The organism is Streptomyces sp. 184, from assembly GCF_045781775.1.
GTDB lineage: Bacteria > Actinomycetota > Actinomycetes > Streptomycetales > Streptomycetaceae > Streptomyces.
The window spans coordinates 7,440,019-7,457,563 of sequence record NZ_CP123230.1; the positions used below are offsets into that span (position 1 = coordinate 7,440,019).

18 protein-coding genes are annotated in these 17,545 nt (G+C 71.6%); 2 read left to right on the top strand and 16 right to left on the bottom strand.

Going from position 1 to position 17,545, the window contains the following annotated elements; all coding sequences use genetic code 11:
- Window positions 1–2: 2 nt before the first annotated feature.
- From QBL21_RS31620 to QBL21_RS31655, 8 genes are all read right to left on the bottom strand, one after another.
- A complete protein-coding gene (locus QBL21_RS31620; protein ID WP_407565645.1) occupies window positions 3–1,043 on the bottom strand; it encodes a substrate-binding domain-containing protein in 1,041 nt (346 codons plus the stop codon).
- On the bottom strand, window positions 1,040–2,332 hold the full coding sequence (locus tag QBL21_RS31625) for an ABC transporter permease (protein ID WP_407565646.1): 1,293 nt from the start codon (window positions 2,330–2,332) through the stop codon (window positions 1,040–1,042). The genes QBL21_RS31620 and QBL21_RS31625 overlap by 4 nt, the downstream gene beginning before the upstream one ends.
- A gap of 7 nt (window positions 2,333–2,339) precedes the next feature.
- Window positions 2,340–3,923, bottom strand: coding sequence for a sugar ABC transporter ATP-binding protein (locus QBL21_RS31630; RefSeq protein ID WP_407565647.1), 1,584 nt, complete (start codon window positions 3,921–3,923; stop codon window positions 2,340–2,342).
- A gap of 2 nt (window positions 3,924–3,925) precedes the next feature.
- Window positions 3,926–5,344 carry an L-fucose/L-arabinose isomerase family protein gene (locus QBL21_RS31635; protein ID WP_407565648.1) on the bottom strand — a complete coding sequence of 473 codons (1,419 nt, stop codon included), beginning with the start codon at window positions 5,342–5,344 and terminating at the stop codon, window positions 3,926–3,928.
- A 105-nt stretch (window positions 5,345–5,449) separates the two neighbouring features.
- Window positions 5,450–6,322, bottom strand: coding sequence for a carbohydrate ABC transporter permease (locus QBL21_RS31640; protein WP_407565649.1), 873 nt, complete (start codon window positions 6,320–6,322; stop codon window positions 5,450–5,452).
- Window positions 6,312–7,274, bottom strand: a complete 963-nt coding sequence (locus tag QBL21_RS31645; RefSeq protein ID WP_407565650.1) for a carbohydrate ABC transporter permease — start codon at window positions 7,272–7,274, stop codon at window positions 6,312–6,314. Before QBL21_RS31645 ends, QBL21_RS31640 begins: the two co-directional genes overlap by 11 nt.
- Window positions 7,271–8,650 carry an ABC transporter substrate-binding protein gene (locus tag QBL21_RS31650; protein WP_407565651.1) on the bottom strand — a complete coding sequence of 460 codons (1,380 nt, stop codon included), beginning with the start codon at window positions 8,648–8,650 and terminating at the stop codon, window positions 7,271–7,273. Before QBL21_RS31650 ends, QBL21_RS31645 begins: the two co-directional genes overlap by 4 nt.
- An 83-nt stretch (window positions 8,651–8,733) precedes the next feature.
- Window positions 8,734–9,837: a glycoside hydrolase family 172 protein gene (locus QBL21_RS31655; protein WP_407565652.1), complete on the bottom strand. Its 1,104-nt coding sequence runs from the start codon at window positions 9,835–9,837 to the stop codon at window positions 8,734–8,736.
- A 397-nt stretch (window positions 9,838–10,234) separates the two neighbouring features.
- On the opposite strand from QBL21_RS31655, the gene QBL21_RS31660 reads away from it, so the two are divergent.
- A complete protein-coding gene (locus QBL21_RS31660) occupies window positions 10,235–11,248 on the top strand; it encodes a LacI family DNA-binding transcriptional regulator (RefSeq protein ID WP_407565653.1) in 1,014 nt (337 codons plus the stop codon).
- Window positions 11,249–11,395: 147 nt separating this feature from the next.
- On the opposite strand, the gene QBL21_RS31665 is transcribed toward QBL21_RS31660, so the two are convergent.
- The 3 genes from QBL21_RS31665 to QBL21_RS31675 all read right to left on the bottom strand — a co-directional run bounded on the left by QBL21_RS31665 (window position 11,396) and on the right by QBL21_RS31675 (window position 12,704).
- Window positions 11,396–11,710 (bottom strand): type II toxin-antitoxin system PemK/MazF family toxin, encoded by a 315-nt coding sequence (locus QBL21_RS31665; protein ID WP_407565654.1) that lies wholly within the window; start codon window positions 11,708–11,710, stop codon window positions 11,396–11,398.
- Window positions 11,700–11,939, bottom strand: coding sequence for a ribbon-helix-helix protein, CopG family (locus tag QBL21_RS31670; protein ID WP_407565655.1), 240 nt, complete (start codon window positions 11,937–11,939; stop codon window positions 11,700–11,702). The genes QBL21_RS31665 and QBL21_RS31670 overlap by 11 nt, the downstream gene beginning before the upstream one ends.
- Window positions 11,940–12,005: 66 nt before the next feature.
- Window positions 12,006–12,704, bottom strand: a complete 699-nt coding sequence (locus QBL21_RS31675) for a copper homeostasis protein CutC (RefSeq protein WP_407565656.1) — start codon at window positions 12,702–12,704, stop codon at window positions 12,006–12,008.
- A 27-nt stretch (window positions 12,705–12,731) separates the two neighbouring features.
- On the opposite strand from QBL21_RS31675, the gene QBL21_RS31680 reads away from it, so the two are divergent.
- Window positions 12,732–13,427: a hypothetical protein gene (locus QBL21_RS31680; RefSeq protein WP_407565657.1), complete on the top strand. Its 696-nt coding sequence runs from the start codon at window positions 12,732–12,734 to the stop codon at window positions 13,425–13,427.
- 5 nt (window positions 13,428–13,432) lie between these two features.
- Here the strand turns inward: QBL21_RS31680 and QBL21_RS31685 are convergent, their stop codons facing one another.
- From QBL21_RS31685 to QBL21_RS31705, 5 genes are all read right to left on the bottom strand, one after another.
- Entirely contained in the window at window positions 13,433–14,368 is a 936-nt protein-coding gene (locus tag QBL21_RS31685) for a hypothetical protein (RefSeq protein WP_407565658.1), read from the bottom strand.
- Window positions 14,278–15,363 (bottom strand): NACHT domain-containing protein, encoded by a 1,086-nt coding sequence (locus QBL21_RS31690; protein WP_407565659.1) that lies wholly within the window; start codon window positions 15,361–15,363, stop codon window positions 14,278–14,280. Before QBL21_RS31690 ends, QBL21_RS31685 begins: the two co-directional genes overlap by 91 nt.
- 17 nt (window positions 15,364–15,380) lie before the next feature.
- Window positions 15,381–16,631, bottom strand: a complete 1,251-nt coding sequence (locus QBL21_RS31695) for a Cmx/CmrA family chloramphenicol efflux MFS transporter (RefSeq protein WP_407565660.1) — start codon at window positions 16,629–16,631, stop codon at window positions 15,381–15,383.
- A gap of 228 nt (window positions 16,632–16,859) precedes the next feature.
- The gene (locus tag QBL21_RS31700; protein WP_407565661.1) at window positions 16,860–17,132 is read right to left on the bottom strand and encodes a DUF4031 domain-containing protein; all 273 of its coding nucleotides are present in this window, start codon (window positions 17,130–17,132) and stop codon (window positions 16,860–16,862) included.
- Window positions 17,129–17,506, bottom strand: a complete 378-nt coding sequence (locus tag QBL21_RS31705) for a hypothetical protein (RefSeq protein WP_407565662.1) — start codon at window positions 17,504–17,506, stop codon at window positions 17,129–17,131. Before QBL21_RS31705 ends, QBL21_RS31700 begins: the two co-directional genes overlap by 4 nt.
- Window positions 17,507–17,545 lie beyond the last annotated feature (39 nt).

A 17,545-nucleotide genomic window follows, 5' to 3' on the forward strand; every position in this document is an offset into this window, starting at 1 on the left:
TGTCAGTCGACCTTCCCGCTCATGTCGTACTTGGCGTAGATCTCCTCGGCGTTCTCCGCGGTGATCTCCACCGTGCCGAGGGTCTGCTTCTTCTCCACCTTCTCGCCCGCGGCGATGTCGGCGGCGGTCTTCGCGGCCTCTTCCGCGCCGGTCGGGTAGAGGTAGGTGTACGCCATCCGCTCCTGCTGTACGGCGCGGATGCCGCCGTCCGGGATGGCGAGGCCGTCGATGCCGATGAACGCGATCTCGTCCTTGCCCGCGGCCTTCGCCGCCTGCTGGGCGCCGATGGCCATCGGGTCGTTGTGGGCGTAGACGAGGTCGATGTCGGTGCCGCGGGCGAGCCACTGCTGCATGATCTTCGTGCCCTCGGGCTGGAGCCACTTGCCCTCGCGCTCCTCGACGACCTCGATGTCGGGGTTCGCTCCGATGGCCTCCATGAAGCCGTCGTGGCGCTGCTTCTGCGGCTCGGTGGAGAGCAGGCCGCGCAGTTCGGCGACGTTGCCGCCGTCCGGCAGCTCGCGGACGACGGCTTCGCCGGCCTTCTTGCCGATCTCGTAGTTGTCGCCGCCGATGAAGGAGGTGTAGCAGTCGGTGTCGACGGTGCGGTCGAGGATGATGACGGGGATGTCTGCGGCGCACGCCTGCTCGACCGCGGGGGTGACGGGGGCGGGCTCGTTCGGCGAGACGATGAGGATGTCGACCTTCTGCTGGACGAACTGCTGGATCTGGCTGACCTGCTGCGCGTTGTCCTGCTGGGCGTCGGCGATCGGCAGCAGCTTGAGGTTCGGGTACTCCTTGACGTAGTGCTCAAGTTGCTTGTTGAGCTGGGCGCGGTACGGCTCGGCGTTGTTGGCCTGCGAGTAGCCGATGACGAACTCGTCGCCCGCGCCCTTCTCGCTGCCGCCGCCCTTCTCGGTCTTGGAGGCGCAGCCGGCGGCCAGCGCGGTGGCGGCGAGCACGGCGGTGGCGGCGGTCAGCGCTCGGCGGAGCATACGGGGGGTGCTGCTGGGGCTGGTGCTGCTCGTGCTCGTGCTGCTGCTCATCGTGGAGTCTCCTCTGCGGCGGGTGCGGGTGCGGGGCCGGGGACGGGGGCCTTGGGGGTGCGGCCGGGGCCCGTACGGGATCGGCCGCCGCGTAGCCTGTCGATGCCGTTCTTGATGCTCTGGAGCAGGTCGGGGCGTTGCAGCACGACCGCAAGGACGACGATCGAGCCCTTGATGACCAACTGCCAGTTGTCGTCGACGGCGTTCAGGCCGAGGACGTTGTCGAGCAGGGTGAGGATCAGCGCGCCGACGAAGGTGCCGATGATCGTGCCCTTGCCGCCGGCGAGCGAGGCGCCGCCGATGACGGCGGCGGCGATGGCGTCGAGTTCGTACGTGTAGCCGGCCTGGGGGTCGGCGGAGACGCTGTACGCCGCGTCGATGGGGCCGGCGAAGCCGGCGAGCATCCCGGAGAGGGTGAAGACGGCGATGATGACGAAGGTGACGTTGATGCCGGAGAGCCGGGCGGCGGTGGGGTTGCCGCCGACGGCGTAGATGTGCCGGCCGAAGGTGGTGCGGGAGAGCAGGAGGTGGAAGACGACGCAGACCATGAGGAAGGCGAGGACGGGGAAGTAGATGCCGTCCGGGCCGAGGATGCCTTCGAGGACGTTGTTGTCGGGGGTGCCGAGCTTCTGGAACGACTCGGAGTTCTCGGTGAGTTCGCCGTCCGGGCCGGCGACGAGGGTGCCGACCGACTCGTTGTCGCTCATCTTCCGGTCGAGCCCTCTGGCGATCGACATCATCGCCAGAGTCATGACAAACGATTGGATCTTCAGCCAGGCGGTGCCGATGCCGTTGGCCAGGCCGAAGCCGGCGCCGATGAGCATGCACGCGGGCACGATCAGCCAGACGGGCATGTCGTGGTGGGCCACCATGATGGCCGCGGACATCGAGGCGAAGCCCATCAGCGAGCCGACGGACAGGTCGATGCCCGCCGCCAGGATGACCAGCGTGACGCCGACCGCGAGGATGCCGCGGGTGGCGAACGCGCCCACGGCGTTGGTCAGGTTGGTCTGGTTGAGGAAGACGTCGCCCTTGGTGATCACGCCGATGGCGACGATGAGGATCAGGCCGATGTACGCCTGAAGCGAGCCGAGCACCGGCAGGATCCGCCGGGCCCGCGACACCGCGCCCGCGCCGTCCGGGCCACCGGCGCCGTCTGAGCCGCCCGCGCCGCCCGCGCCCTTCGCGCCGCCCGCGCCACCCGGCCCGTCCGCGCCCTTGCCGCCGCCCGGGCCGTTCGCGCCGCCGTCGCCGGCGGCGGCCCCGTCCGGCTGTGCTGTCCTGGTCATCTCCGCGTCATCTCCGCGTTCCTCGAAGGTGGTGGGTGGTGACGGTCTCGCGCGCCATCGCCGCGGTGAGGATGGCCTCCTGGTCCGCCTGCGGTCCGCGCGCCGGATCACGGTGGAACTCGCCGGTCAGCCGGCCCTCGCAGAGCACCAGCACCCGGTCGCACATGCCGATCAGCTCGGGCAGCTCGGAGGAGACCGCGAGGATCGCGGTGCCCTGCGCGGCCAGTTCGTCCATGAGCCGGTGGATCTCGGCCTTCGCGCCGACGTCGATGCCGCGCGTCGGCTCGTCCATCAGCAGCACGCTGGGCCTGGTCAGCAGGCACTTGGCGAGGACGACCTTCTGCTGGTTGCCGCCGGACAGATGCTCCACGGCGGTCTCCATGCCGGGCGTCTTCACCTTCAGCGCCTCGATCTGCCCGGCGACCGCGGCCCGTTCGCGGCGCCTGTTCACCGTCCGCCACGGGTTGCGGTAGCGGGCCAGGGCGGCGAGCGAGCCGTTGAACCGCACGGTGTTGGCCGTGACCAGGCTCTGCCCCTTGCGGTCCTCGGCGACGAGCGCGAGGCCGCGGCGGATGGCGTGGCCGGGGCTGCGCGGGCGGTACGGGCTGCCGTCCACGGTCATCCGGCCGTGCGCCCGGGCGCCGTAGTGGCCGAAGAGCGCCTGGAGCACCTCGCTGCGCCCGGCGCCCATCAGCCCGGCGAGCCCGACGATCTCCCCGGCCCGTACGGACACGTCCACGCCGTACAGCGACGGGCCGCCGTCCTGCGAGACGTACGTCAGCCCCTCGGCGGCGAGCCGGACCTCCCCGCCGCGGTGCTGCTCGGCGCGGCGCGGGAACAGCTCGCCGAGCGGGCGGCCGACCATGAGCCGGACCAGCTCGGCCCTGGTGGTCTCGGCCATCCGGCGGGTGCCGACGTACGCGCCGTCGCGCAGCACGGTGACGGCGTCGGCGATCTCCTCCAGCTCCTCAAGGCGGTGGGAGATGTAGACGACGCCGACGCCGCGCGCGGTCAGGTCGCGGATGACGGTGAACAGGCGCCGTACCTCGGCGTCGGCGAGCGCCGACGTCGGCTCGTCCATGACGAGTAACCGGACGTCGAGGTTGAGTGCCTTCGCCACCTCGATGAGCTGCTGCTCCGCCAGCCGGCAGTGCTTGACCAGCCGCCGCGGCGGCACGGCCAGGCCCAGGCCCGCGAGCAGGTCGCGGGCGCGGGCCTCCTGGGCCTTCTTGTCGACGGTGCCGCGGGCGGTGCGCAGCTCGCGGCCGAGGAAGACGTTCTCGGCGACGGACAGCTCCGGGACGAGGTTCAGCTCCTGGTGGATCATCCCGATGCCGTGCCGCTGCGCGTCCCTCGGCGAGTGGATGGCGGCGGGCACGCCGTCCCGCTCGATGACGCCCTCGTAGTCGGGGTGCACCCCGGCGAGGACGTTCATGAGCGTCGACTTGCCCGCGCCGTTCTCGCCGAGGAGCGCGACCACCTCCCCGGCGTGCACGGTCAGCTCGACCCCCTTCAGGGCCCGCACGCCGGGGAAGGACTTGGCGATCTTGCGCATCGCCAGCAGGGGCGCTGCGCCTGCGTGGTCGGCCATGGCTACCGGCAGTCGCCGAAGCCGTCGTACGCGATGCCGAGCTGGTCGCAGACCGCGCGGAGGTCGGCGACGTAGTCGCCGGGGACCGCGTGGATGTGGTTGCTGCCGAAGCGGGTGAGGAACTCCTCCGCCGTGGCGTTCAGCCGGGCGAAGGCGTGCGGCCACTCCCAGGTGGAGGCGCGCATCATGCGCTCGTTGGTCTCCGCGTCGTACGTCTCCAGCTCGCCGCGCATCACGTGCATCCGGTACTCGCCGTTCAGCCGGGTGAGCCGGGCGAAGGTCATGGCGCCGGGGGCGGCGAGGTGCTGGACGGACGCGCCGCCGGCCGGGAAGTAGAAGACCTCCGGCAGGAAGTTGACGTGCCGCATGTTCTCGGCGGGGTCGTCGGAGCGGGCCGCGTACCAGGTGGCGTGCTGGCCGGAGTTGCACAGGTCCCAGACCTGCTTGTCGGTGTGGTAATGCCGCACGTCGGCGAAGAGCACGGGGTCGCCGGAGAGCAGCTTGAGCACCTGCATCGTCAGCGCCGCGTCCATGTCCGCCTCGGTGGAGGTGACATGGGTGTCCTTGGGGCCCTCCCAGTCGTACGGGTCGTTGAGGAACGCCTCGGCGACGTCCATCGTGGCGAAGTTCGCCGTCAGCTCCGGCTGGCCCTTGATGCCGGAGAAGTCGAGGTTCCACTCCTCGATCAGCTCGCGCATCGCGTAGTACGCGCGGATCTGCCGCTCCAGCAGCTCGGGGGTGAGCCGGTCGCCGTCGTAGTGGACGCCGGCCGCGTGCCGCTCGATCCAGGTGCGGGCGTTCTTCACCCGCGCGGCGTCGGCGTTCTCGCTGCGCCGGACGATCTCCCACTGGTCGATCTCCTCGACGTCCACGCCGAAGACCTTCATCCACTGGTCGGTGTTGGCGGTGGCGGTGTACATGCCCATGGGCCGGCCGCCGATCCGGCCGAAGGTGGAGCCGCGCAACTGCTGCACCGCGGCGCCCGCGCGGACGTGGGTGAGGATCCGGTTCCGTACGTCCGGCTCGGCCAGGTCGCCCCAGGCGCGGGCGTGGACGCGGCCGATCTGGTCCAGGCCGCCGGCGCCGGCGAGGAGGCCGACCATGCCGGGGAACTGCGGGTCGAGGTTGGCGACCATCAGGATCGGTCCCGGGGTGGACTCCGCGGCCAGCATGGTGAAGTGCGGGAACGTCCACACCGAGTGGTGGAAGATCGTCACGTCCACGTGCCGCTCTGCGAGCCAGCGGGCCTGGGAGGTGGCGAGGACGTTGGACTCCACGTGCTCGGGCGCGACGATCACCTCGTGCCCGGCGTCGCCGAGCATGGCCGCCAGCTCGCGCGCGGCGCGGGAGACGTGGTCGCGTACGTCCCGCTGGACGTAGTCCCGGCCGTCGGAGATGGACAGCAGACCGATGCGTGCCATGTGGCTGGCCTCCAATTGCGTGCGGTTGTGGAGATGCGCGTACGTCGGGCGATGCGCGTGCGTGGGGCGATGCGCGCGTACGTGGGTCGCGGGGGCGCGGGGGCGTTACTTGAGGCCGGAGGTCTTGATGGACTCGACCATCTGGCGCTGGAAGAAGAGGAAGAGCATCAGCATGGGGATCACCGCGACCACCGCGGCGGCGAGGATGTAGTTCCAGTTCGAGCCGTACTGGGTGGTGAAGGACGCGATGCCGACCTGGGTGACCGTCAGGTTCTCGCTGCTGGTGGCGACCAGCGGCCAGGCGAAGGCGTTCCAGTTGGCGAGAAAGAAGAACACCGACAGCGCGGCCAGGATCGGCCGGGACAGCGGCAGGATGATGCTCCAGTAGATCCGCCAGTAGCCGGCGCCGTCGGCGATCGCCGCCTCCTCCAGCTCCCGCGGGATGCCGAGGTAGAACTGCCGCAGCAGGAAGATGCCGAAGGCGTTGAAGAGCGGCGGGATGATCAGGGCCGCGTAGCTGTCGAGCATGCCCAGCTCGCGGACCACGATGAACAGCGGGATGAGGATCACCGGCGGGGTGATCAGCAGCGTGGAGAAGATGACGACGAAGATGCCGTCGCGGCCGGGGAAGCGCAGCCGGGCGAGGGCGTACGCGGCCATCGAGTGGAAGAAGAGCGCGACGATGGTGATGATCGCGGCGGTGAAGAAGCTGTTCCACAGCCAGCGGTCGAAGGCCACCTCGGTGAGGACGTAGCGGAAGTTCTCCCAGGTGACGTCCTCGGGGACCAGCTTGCCGTCCGTGACGGCCTCGCGCGGCTTGAACGCCGAGGTGATCAGCCACAGGATCGGGAAGACGCTCAGCACCGACAGCACGATGGCCAGGACCGTGAGCCCGGCACGGGCGCGGCGGCGGCCGGGGCCGCGCAGCGGGGTGGGGCGGGCGGCGGTGGTGCCGTCGGCCAGGGTGTCACTGCTCATCGTCGAACCTCCCGCCCTTGGTCGCCTTGAAGATCAGCCAGGACAGGGCGACCATCACCACGACGAGGAAGGAGCCCAGGGCCGCGGCGTAGCCGTACTCGCCGAAGACGAACGCCTGTTGGTAGATGTAGAACATCGCCACGGCCGTGCCGTTGGCGGGACCGCCGTCGGTCAGCACGAAGATGAGGTCGAAGGTGCCCGTGATGGCGGCGACCGTGCTGACGATGAGGACGAAGAAGCTGGTGGGCTTGAGCAGCGGCCAGGTGATCTGCCGGAACGAGGTCCAGGGCCCGGCGCCGTCGATCTTCGCGGCCTCGTACAGCTCCCGGGGGATCTCGTTGAGACCCGCCAGGAAAATAATCATGTAGTAGCCCATGTAGTACCAGACCGTGACCGCGATCACCGCGTACAGCGCGAGGTCGGGATCGCCCAGCCAGGAGCGGGCGCCCATGCCCACCTCGCCGGTGGCCTTGTTCACCACGCCGGTCTGGTCGTCCAGCATGAACTTCCACAGCAGGCCGACGACGACCAGGCTCAGCATGTGGGGCAGGAAGAGCGCGGTGCGGTAGACCGACATGCCGGGCAGCATCTGCTTCATCAGCACGCCGAGCCCGAGGCTGACCACGAAGAGCGTCGGCACCAGGACGACGACGTACTTCGCGGTGACCCCCATCGAGGACCAGAAGTACGGGTCGTTGAACATGCGCTCGTAGTTGCCGACGCCGATCCACTCGTACGAGCCGAAGCCCGAGACCTGGAAGAAGCTCAGCACGAACGACAGCAGCATCGGCAGGACCACGAAGATCCCCAGGCCGAGCCCGTCGGGCAGCAGGAACAGCGTCGCGGCCAGCCGCTCGCGGCCCTTGCGGCCGAGCCGGCGGCGGCCCGCGGGGGCGGCGGCCCGCTTCGCGGCGGCGCCGGGTGCGCGCTGCGGTGTGGCGATGCTCGTCATATCAGGCTCGCCCCCTGGTAGCTCTTCATGAAGGCGTCGATGGTCTGGGCGGCCCGGTCGGCCTCGCCGGCCACGCCCTTGCCGGCGAGCATGGTGGCCTGGACGGCGTCGGAGATCGCCTTGTAGACGATCGGCGGGTAGCGCGGCTCGGCCCGGCCGCCGGGGAAGATCTCCTCCTTGAACTTCTTCATCGCCCAGGAGTCGTAGCCGCCCTGCTCGGCGCCGCGCTCCAGCGCGGAGGTGCGCGGGGAGATGTCGGACTTCACGCCCGTGCACCACTCGACGGTGCGGTCGATGGACTCGTCCGACATCCGGCCGAGCGCCCAGCCGCAGAACTCGGCGGCGGCGTCGGGGCTGGCGCCCTGGGTGCTGGCGCAGAACGACCAGCCGCCGAGGGTGGTGGTGTACTCGCCGCCGGGCGGCACGGGCAGCTTGAAGACCCCGTACTCGTGCTTGGGAGCGCCCGCCTTGAACGCCTGGACCTCCCAGACGCCGATCTGCCACATGCCGGCGAGGTTCGAGGTGAAGGCGGTGATGCGGTCGTCGGCGGCGGGCAGCGTACGGGGCGCGATGCCGGCCTCGATCGCGTCCTGCCAGAGCGCGAGGGCCTGGCGGGCGCCCTTGGAGTCGAAGACGACGTTGCCGGACTTGTCGACGACCTCGCCGCCGCCCTGCCACATCCAGCAGTACCAGGTGAAGTTCTGGTAGTAGCCGGGGTCGGTGTGGAAGACCAGGCCGGCCGCGCCGGTCCTGCTGCGGATCCGGTCGCCGGTGTCGAGGAGCTGGTCCCAGGTGACGGGGATGTCGGCCTCGGAGAGGCCGGCCTTCTCCCAGACGGGGACGTTGTAGAACATGGCCAGCGGCTCGACCTCCATGGGGAGGGCGTAGACCTTGCCGTCTACGGTGCGGCTGGTCAGGCTCGTGCCGTAGTCCTCGATCACGCCGTCGTCGAGGTGCGGGGTGAGGTCGGCGAGGATGCCGCCGTTGTAGTAGCGGGTGAAGTCGCCGGGGCTGAGCAGGAAGATGTCGGGTCCGGCGCCGGAGGCGAAGGCGGTGACCATCTTCGAGCCCTGGTAGCTGACGCCGGGGACGAAGTACGGCTCGATCGTGACGTCGTGGGTGTCGTTCCAGTCCTTGATGAGCCGGTCGAACCACTTGGACTGGGCGACCATCGCGGGGTCGGACGCCTTCGGGTCGTAGAAGTGCCAGAACTTCAGCGTGCCGCCGGCGCTCGCGGACCCGCCGCAGCCGCTGAGCAGCGGGGTGGCGGCGGCCGTGGCCGCGGTCGCCGCGGCGACGCCCGCCGTGCCGCCGAGGAAGCGGCGGCGCGAGGGGGCGCCGCGGGCGGGTACGGCGCCGTTGCCGTGCTGGAGCATGTCGTTGCCCCTGTCTGTCGGGTGGGTGCTGTCGGGGGGCCGGGGGCTCGTCGTGCCCGGGCCCGAGGGTTCGTACGGGGAGGTCAGTCGGGGGCGTCGACTTCCAGGTCCAGCAGGCCGGGAGTTGCCGGCAGGGATGCGCTCGACGGTGCGTCGAGGTAGAACAGTGAGGTCGAGGCGATGTCGTCGCGGTTCTTCCGGTAGCGGTGCTTGAGGCCGTTGCCCTGGCCGGCGCCGATGCCGAGGCACTGCACGGTCACGCGGAGGTCTTCTTGGAAGCGGACGGGGTCCAGGACGTGCCAGCGGTACATCCCGAACCGCTGCTGGCTGGCGTAGAGCCCGTCGGGCCGCAGGATCTGGTTCAGGCCCAGATAGGGCGTCGTGTACGCGGTGTAGCCGTGCGGCTTGACGTCGAAGTTCCAGGCGCCGCCGAAGTAGTCCTCGGTGCCGGTGCCGCAGATGGTGGGCCAGTCCTCGTCGCCGTCGAGGAAGAACTTCAGCTCTCCCTCGCCCCACCAGCCGGGGCTGTTGGTGCCCCAGGCGAGGTACGTGCCGACGTACTGGCCGGCGCCGGTGACGCCGTCGAGGAGGGTGTGGACGGAGGACTCGTCCACGGGGTTGCTGCGGCGCCACTGGGCGTGGAGGTAGGAGGCGTCGGCGGGGACGTCTGCCAGCTCGTAGTCGATCTGGTAGTAGAGCGTCATCTGCTCGGGGGCGAGGTTCTCCAGCGTGACGCGGGCGCCGCGGCGGAACGGCATGGGCCAGTAGGCGTTGAAGCCGCCGTTGGGGGCGACGGTCACGGGCACGGAGGAGACCTGGCTGAAGACGCTCCAGCCGTTGCAGAAGAAGTCGCCGAGCGGCACCTCGACGGCGGGGGTCCGTTCGCCGTCCCAGTAGACGCGCAGCAGGGTCTGCCGCCAGGCGGCGTGCGGGGCGGTGGTGCACCAGAGGTGGCGTATGGTGCCCGGCCCGTCGATCTCTGCGAGCACGGCGGTCTCGCCGGCGGCGATGTCGATGCTCGGGGAGATCTTCCACCCCCGGCCGAGCCGGCTCGCGGCCCGGGCGCCGGTGCCCTCGGTGGCGGCACCGCCCGCACCCTTGGCGCCGGTGGGGTTCTCGGCGCTGATCGAGCGGGTGAGGGCGGGGGTCGTACGGGCGAGGTCATCCAGGCCGAACGTGGTGCTCATGGACGCTCCGTGGTGAAATCGGTTCGTGAAATCGTTTTCGTACGGGGTCGGGGAAGGGTCCTCCCAAATGCGCGCAGCAACTGAGAGAGATCCCGGTGACGTGAGGCGACCCCACCGGAAATCCCTTGAAATCCATTTCACGCGAACGTAGAGTTCACGCAAGACGGTGTCAAGAGGTCCGTACGAGACCGTGGAAAACACCGTCCACGCCGACCCGTCCACGCACCCGACCCGATGCCGGGACCGCGCCGCGGGCCGCACCGCGGGGCCGCCGGATGCGCGTATCCGATGTCCCGCCGCGGCTCAACGGGGCCCCGCACTGGCGGAGAATGGCGGGCAGGGCACCGGACGCGCGGCCGACTCCCGCGCCTGCGTGAGAGGTTCAGGTAGCGGACAAGTGACGACCATCAACGATGTGGCCCGCGCCGCGGGGGTCTCGCCGGCCACAGTCTCCCGGGTCTTCAACGGGGGCCGGGTCACGGCCGAGCGAGCCGAGCGCGTCCGCAAGACCGCGGCGGAACTGGGCTTCTCGCCGAACCGCGTGGCACGGTCGCTGCGGATGCAGCGGGCCAGCGTCATCGGGCTGATCATCCCGGACATCGAGAACCCCTTCTTCACCTCGCTCGCGCGGGGTGTGGAGGACGCGGCGCAGCAGACCAACCTGTCGGTGGTGCTGTGCAACACCGACGAGGACGTGGACAAGGAACGGCGCTACCTGGAGATCGCCGCGGCCGAGCAGATGGCGGGCGTGATCGTGGCCGTGGCCTCGCGGAACCGCACGGACCTGTCGGTGCTGGAGGGCCGCGGCATGCCGGTGGTCGCCGTGGACCGGCGCCCGCGGGGGGCGTCCGTGGACGCGGTGATGGTCGACAACCAGCACGGCGGCGAAGAGGCCACCGCCCACCTGCTGCGCAGCGGCTACCACCGGATCGCGTGCATCGCGGGCCCGGAGGGCGCGTCCACGTCCGACGACCGGCTCGCGGGCTACCGCGCGGTCATGCGCGACCACCTGCGCGAGACGGACGGCGGGGCACTGCCGCCGGAGTACGTACGGCACGCCGACTTCCGGGTCGAGGGCGGCCGGGCGGCGATGGCGGACCTGCTGGCGCTGCCGGAGCCGCCGGACGCGGTGTTCGTGGCGAACAACCTCATGACGGTGGGCGCCCTTGAGGCCCTACGGGAGGCGGGCACGGAGCCGCCGCGCACCGGGGTGCTGTCCTTCGGCGACGTCCCGTGGGCGTCGCTGGTCCGCCCGCCGCTGTCGACGGTGCAGTTGCCGTCGTACGACCTGGGGTGGACGGCGGCGGGGCTGCTACAGGAGCGCATCGCGGGGACGGAACGGCCGCTCCAGACGGTGGTGCTGCGAACGTCGCTCCAGGTGAGGGAGTCGACGTCGGGCCCGGGGGCGTAGCAGGGGGACGGGGGCGTGGCGTACATCCTCCGCACACCCGCCCAAGGGTAGGCCGCCCCTATGACAAGCACCGGCCCCCCGAAGGCCACCGACGTACGCACCCGGCCCCCGTGCCGTACGCCCGACCGCACCCCGCGCCGCCCGCCCCTACAACAGCCCCAGCACCAGCCGGACCGCGTGTTCGATGTCCTCCCACTCCGCCGGCTCCACCCGCCCCGCGAAGTCCCCCAGCCGCCCCGGGTCCACCGCCGCCATCTGCTCGACCAGCACCACCGTGTCCGTACCGGCCATCTCCACCCGCGGGTGGATGAGCCCGGGCCGCGCGCTCGTCGACGTGGGCGCCACGACGAGCGTCGATGTCGCCAGCGCCTCCGTCTGAAGCACGACCCCGTACCGCATGCCCCGCTGCTCGTGCCCCACCCGTTGCTTCGGCGCGCGCAGGCGGTAGATGTCACCACGCACGCAGGTCGTCCATCTCCTCCCGCACCGCGGCCGCCTCCGCCGCGTATGCCGGGTCCAGGCGCCACTCCTGCACCTCCGCCGCCGCCTGGCGGTACTGCTCGCGAACGTACGCCTCGTGCACTGCCTGCCTTATGGCGTCGGACACCGTCACGTCGCGCATGCTCGCCAGCGCGTCGAGTTCACGGCGCGTGGTGGCGTCCGGGCGGAAACTAATGGTCTGTACGGTCATGAGACCAGCGTAATACGCCACGTATTACGCCGCCAGCGCGCGCGTGCCGAGGACACCGCCGCCCGGTTACGTGTCCAGCAGCCTGCGCCACTCCGCGACCGACTCCGGCGACACCGGGCCCGACCAGCCCGCCGGGCGGACCGCGCCGCCGACGTGGAAGGCGTCCAGGCCCGCCGCGCGGAGGCGGGGGACGTGGGCGGTGGTGAGGCCGCCGCCGGCCATGATGCGGGCCTCGTAGCCGGGCTGGCCGGCGGTCGCGCGGGCCGCCTCCGCGACCAGCACCGCCAGGCCGTCCGCGACGCCGCGCGCAGAGCCCGCCGTCAGGTACGTGTCCAGCCCCGGCAGGCCCGCGAGCTGCTTGCGCAGCTTGTCCCGGTCCGCCGCCCGGTCGATCGCCCGGTGGAACGTCCACCGGCACCCGTCCCCCACCTCCTCCAGCAACCGCCCGACCGCCGCCAGGTCCGGCCCGCCCGCCTCGTCCAGGAACCCGAGGACGAACTCCTCCGCCCCCTCCGCGCGCAGCACCCGCGCCCGCGCCGCCAGCGCCTCCACGTCCCCCGCCGCGAAACCGTCCTCCGCGCGGAGCATGACGCGCACGGGGATCTCCACCGCGGCCCGCACGGCGGCGACCGTCTCGCGCGTCGGGGTGAGCCCGTCGGCGGCCATGTCCGTGACCAACTCCAGACGGTCGGCGCCGCCCGCCTCCGCGGCGGCGGCGTCGGCGGCGTTCAGGGCGATGACCTCAAGCAGCATTGGTCTAGACATGAAGCACAGCCTGCCACATCGCGCAGAATGGTGACCATGCCCGCCCCCGGAGATAACCAGGCTGCAACATCCGCGCCCGAGCCCGCCGGCCCCGGTCTGCTCGACCGCTGGACGGCCCTCCTCACCCGCTGCCGGTCCGGCGCCGCGCCCCCCGACCCCGTACCGTACGGGAAGAACCTGCTGGAACGGTGGGGTGAGCCGCAGCGGCGCTACCACACCGTGGCGCATCTGGCGGCCGTCCTCGACCGGGCCGACGAGCTGGCCCACCACGCCGACGACCCCGACGCCGTCCGCCTGGCGGCCTGGTTCCACGACGCCGTCTACCGGCCGGAGCGGAGCGAGAACGAGGAGCGCAGTGCGCGTCTCGCGCAAGTCGCCCTGGCGGAGGCGGGGGTTGGGGACGAGCGCGTCGCGGAGGTGGCGCGGCTCGTACGGCTCACGGTGACCCACGACCCGGAGGCCGGCGACCGCAACGGCGAGGTGCTGTGCGACGCGGACCTCGCGGTACTGGCGGGCCCGCCGGCGGCGTACGCGGCGTACGCGGCGGCGGTGCGGGAGGAGTACGGCTTCGTGCCGGACGACGCGTTCCGGGAGGGGCGGGCGGCGGTGCTACGGCAACTGCTGGAGCTGCCGCGGCTGTTCCGTACGGAGACGGGGTACGCGCGCTGGGAGGCGGCGGCGCGGCACAACGTGGGGACGGAGCTGGAGCTGCTGGGCGGGTAGGGACATCAGCCGATGCGGACGTCCGTCCCCGGGATGTACGGGGCGGCGACGGGCGTGCCGTCGGAGGTACGGCACGCATCGACAGCCAGCAGTTTGAGGTTGGGGAACCGCAGGAAGACCTCGGGGTCGGGCGGCACCACGCAGTTCGCCAGATACACGTCTGTCAGCGTGGACGGAAGATTCCTCACCCTCCTGAGCCACGGGTCAATGTCGACACCTTCGAGCCGCAGGAACCTCAGACCGTGCATCTCCCTCAGGTCGTCGAAGCCCCGGAGCGTCTCCCGGCCGCTCCCAGACAGGTCCACATACCGCAGGCCGGCGAAGGTCGTCAGCGGACTGAGATCCTTTTCCGCCACACCGGAGAGACTGATATCCGCCAGATCCCGGCAGTCCCGCAGTGTGCTCAGGTCCAGGTCCTCGGGGAGCCGGGTCGTCAGCCAGCGCAGCCGGATGAGATCCGCGAGAGCAGCCCCACCGCGCAGCGCCTTGGTGACGCTCAGCGTGAGATCCATCAGGTCGGGATGGCCGCTGAGAACGGACCGGTCCGCCGCTTCGGACACCTCGTCCACCCACAGCACCCGCAGGGGCGGGAGGTCGGCCAGAGCCTTGGGCCCGCGCAGGGGATAGCGCACGTAGGCGCCCGTCAGCTCGCGAAGTCGGGCCGCCGCCCGCATCTGACCGGGGTGATTGATCGCCACCAGGTTTCCGGCCAGCGGCAACCGGCACAGGACGCGGTCGGCGTAGGCGTCCGCGTCGAAGTAGTTCCACGCCTTGATGAGTTCGTTGACGACTTCCAAGCGCTCGTCGCCCACGTAGCCCGCCAGCAGGTCGAGGGCCTTCTCGCCCCCGATCAGCGCCGCGGTCCGTACCGTGTGCGCCGCGGCCGGCTCGGACAGATCCTCAAGTGACGGCGGCAGCCACCGCAGCAGGGTCGGCCCCACCGCCGCCAGGGCGGGCGGATCCGTCTTCCGCTTCGCCGGGAACAGCTTCTGTGTTGGATCAGGAGCAGCGCGTTGCCCGCGGCGAGTTGGCGCTCCACCCACCCCCGCGGCATGACCCCGGTGATGGGACCCGCGACCCCGTCGAGCATCGCCTCCGGGTTCGGGGGCCTGCGGCCGCTGTAGTCGCGGAGCTTGACGAAGACCGGCGTGAGGCCGTTCCACTCGGCGAGTTCGTCCGTGAAGCCCCCGCGCGCGGCCGTGATCGCCAGCCAGCGCAGCAGCGTCGTCTTGCCGGAGCCCGCCTCGCCGCGCAGCAGTACGCGGGGCGCGCCGCTCAGCGCCGCCTCGACGCGCAGGCCGGCGGCTTCGTGCCCGCTTTCCTCCCAGTTGCTCATGTCGGGCCTGAGCTGCGGTACGGCCCGGCGGGTGGCGCGGCGGGGCCGGGCGTCGTCGCCGGTCGTGCGCAGGCTGACGTACGCGACCGACAGCCTGACGCGCTGCGGGGTCGCCTTGTCGGACGTGCCGCGGAACAGCTCGACCTCGTCGAGCTCCCGGCTGACCAGCTCCATGTACGTACGCCGGAAGTGGGTGTCGAGGTCCGAGCCGTCCGGCGCGAACAGCGAGCGGTCCGGCAGGCGTTCCAGGATCCGCGCCACCTCGGCGCCCAGCGTGGCCGTACGCGCCAGCAGCTCGGCGGCGGCGCGCTCCTCGAAGACGGGCAGGCTGCGCACGATGCGTACGCAGTACGCGACGCACTCCGCGAACAGCGTCTCGTACAGCCGCGTCTCCGTCTCGCCGAGGCCGGTGGGCGGGCGCACGGAGGCGGTGATGCGGCGGACCAGCTCGGCCGGCTGGGCGTCGGCGGCGAGGAGGGCGTCGTCGGAGAGGTCCGCGCGGGCGAACGTGTCGGCCACGGCGTCGATGACGGCCTGCCGGCCGCCGCTGTCCAGCCGGTCGAAGGCGTGCGTCAGGTACGGGTCCAGGCGGTCGTACACCGCGTTCGCAGCCGCGCCTATCCCGCCGTTCCCGCCGCCTTCACCGCGCCCTCGGCGGCGGGTTCGCCGCGCGCCACCAGCCTCGTACGACGTGCCGCCGACCGGCCGGCGACCACCGTCATCGCCACCGCGCCCACCGCCAGCACGGCGCCGGTCCACGCGGTGGCCGCGTACCCGAGACCGGCGCTGATGACGAGGCCGCCGAGCCACGGGCCCACGGTGTTGCCGATGTTGAACGAGGACGTGGCCGTCGCGCCGGCGAGTCCCTGCGCGGCGCCGGCGACATCGAAGATCCGGGCGTTGAGGGCGGGCGCGGTGGTGAAGGCCGTGGCGCCGAGCAGGATGGACAGGGTCACGATCGCCACCGGGTACTCGGCGAGCAGCGCGCACGCGACCAGCACGGCGGCGGTCGCGGAGAGCCCGACGTACATGGTGCCGAACCGGTACCGGTCCGCCATCCGCCCGCCGACCAGCGTGCCGAGGAACGCGCCGGCGCCGAAGAGCGCGAGCACGGTCGGCACCCAGCCGTCGCCGAGGCCGGCGACGTCGGTGAGCAGCGGGGCGAGGTAGGAGAAGAAGGAGAACGTGGCGCCGGCGAAGAGCGCGATCGTCGCCATGGCCAGCCACACCTGGCTGTCCCGGTAGATGCGCAACTCCTGCCGCAGGCGCGGCGGCTCGGCGTCGTCGGGCGTGCCACCGGGTACGAGCGCCACCACCCCGACGAGCGCGACGGCGGTCATCAGCGTCACGGCCCAGAACGCGGACCGCCAGCCGAAGTGCTGCCCGAGCAGCGCCCCGCCGGGCACCCCGGCGACGTTCGCGACGCTCAGCCCGCCGACCATGATCGCCATGGCCCGCGCGCGGGCCCCCGTGGGGACGGTGGCGATGGCGACGGCGGCACCCACGGCCCAGAACCCGGCACAGGCGAGGGCACTCACGATGCGGGTGGCGAAGAGGACACCGTAGGAGGTCGAGACGGCCCCCACGATGTGACCCGCGCCGAAGACGATCAGCAGCCCGACGAGGGTGGTACGGCGGGGGAGGCGGAGGGTGGCGGCGGCGAGGGTCGGGGCGCCGACGACCATGCCGACGGCGAACGCGGAGATGAGGAGCCCGGCGCGGGGTATGGAGACGTCGAGGTCGTCGGCTATCTCGGGGAGGAGGCCGGAGAGCATGAACTCCGACGTCCCGAGGGCGAAGACGGCGACGCCGAGGACGTACACGGCGACGGGGAGGCGGGCTCCGGCCCGGGGGGCGGTCGGGGACATGACGAGTCAAACACCAAGGCGGGAGGGGAACATTCCTACGACCGCCACGGTACGGGGAAAACCCACAGGTGGAAAAGGGTGCGCCCCGCGGGTGCGGGGATGGTCCCGACGAGTTCGAGGCGTTCGTGACCGATGCCGCGCACTCCCCGCACATGCGGGGATGGTCCCGCGTCCTGCCAGTCGTACACGAACTGGACGCGCACTCCCCGCCCACGCGGGGATGACCGCTCACCCCGCCCCCGTCCTCCTCCCCGGCCGCCGCAGACCCCCCGCCACCAGCCGCCGCAACAACTCCTTCGACCCCACCGCCACCGCCCCGCGGCTCACCGCGTCCTCGTACCGCGTGGACGGGATGTCGTAGTGGTCCCGGTCGAACGCCCTCCGCGGTACGCCCATCGACTCCGCGAACGCGTGCAGTTCCTCGTACGACTCGTCGCTCACCAGGTGCGACCACATCCGCCCGTGACCGGGCCAGGTCGGCGGGTCCACGTAGATGGTCATCGCGCACCGCCAGGCCCCAGGGCGCCGACCCGGGCGACCACCGCGCCCGTCCTGCCGCACACCCACCGCGGGTCCGGGCCCAGTTCCGGTTCGATGTCCAGCGCGTGCGGGCCCGCGGAGTCGGCGTCGTGGCAGACGGGGCACAGCGGCCATCTGCCGTACTTCTCCAGGAGCGCGTCCTGGACGTCCTGGGCCACCAGGCCGTCGAGGTACGCCACGCCCTCCGGCCACTGCTCGACCCACCACCGGCGGTGCGCCACGGAGTCCTCGACGAAGGTCACGACGTCCGGTTCCGCCACGTCGGCGGCGCTGAGGTCGGCGAGGATCAGCGCACGGGCGCGGTGCAGCGCCTGCTCCAGCCCTTGGTGCTCCATGGGTCCATTCTCCCGCAATCGGCCTCCGCGGCCGGGGGC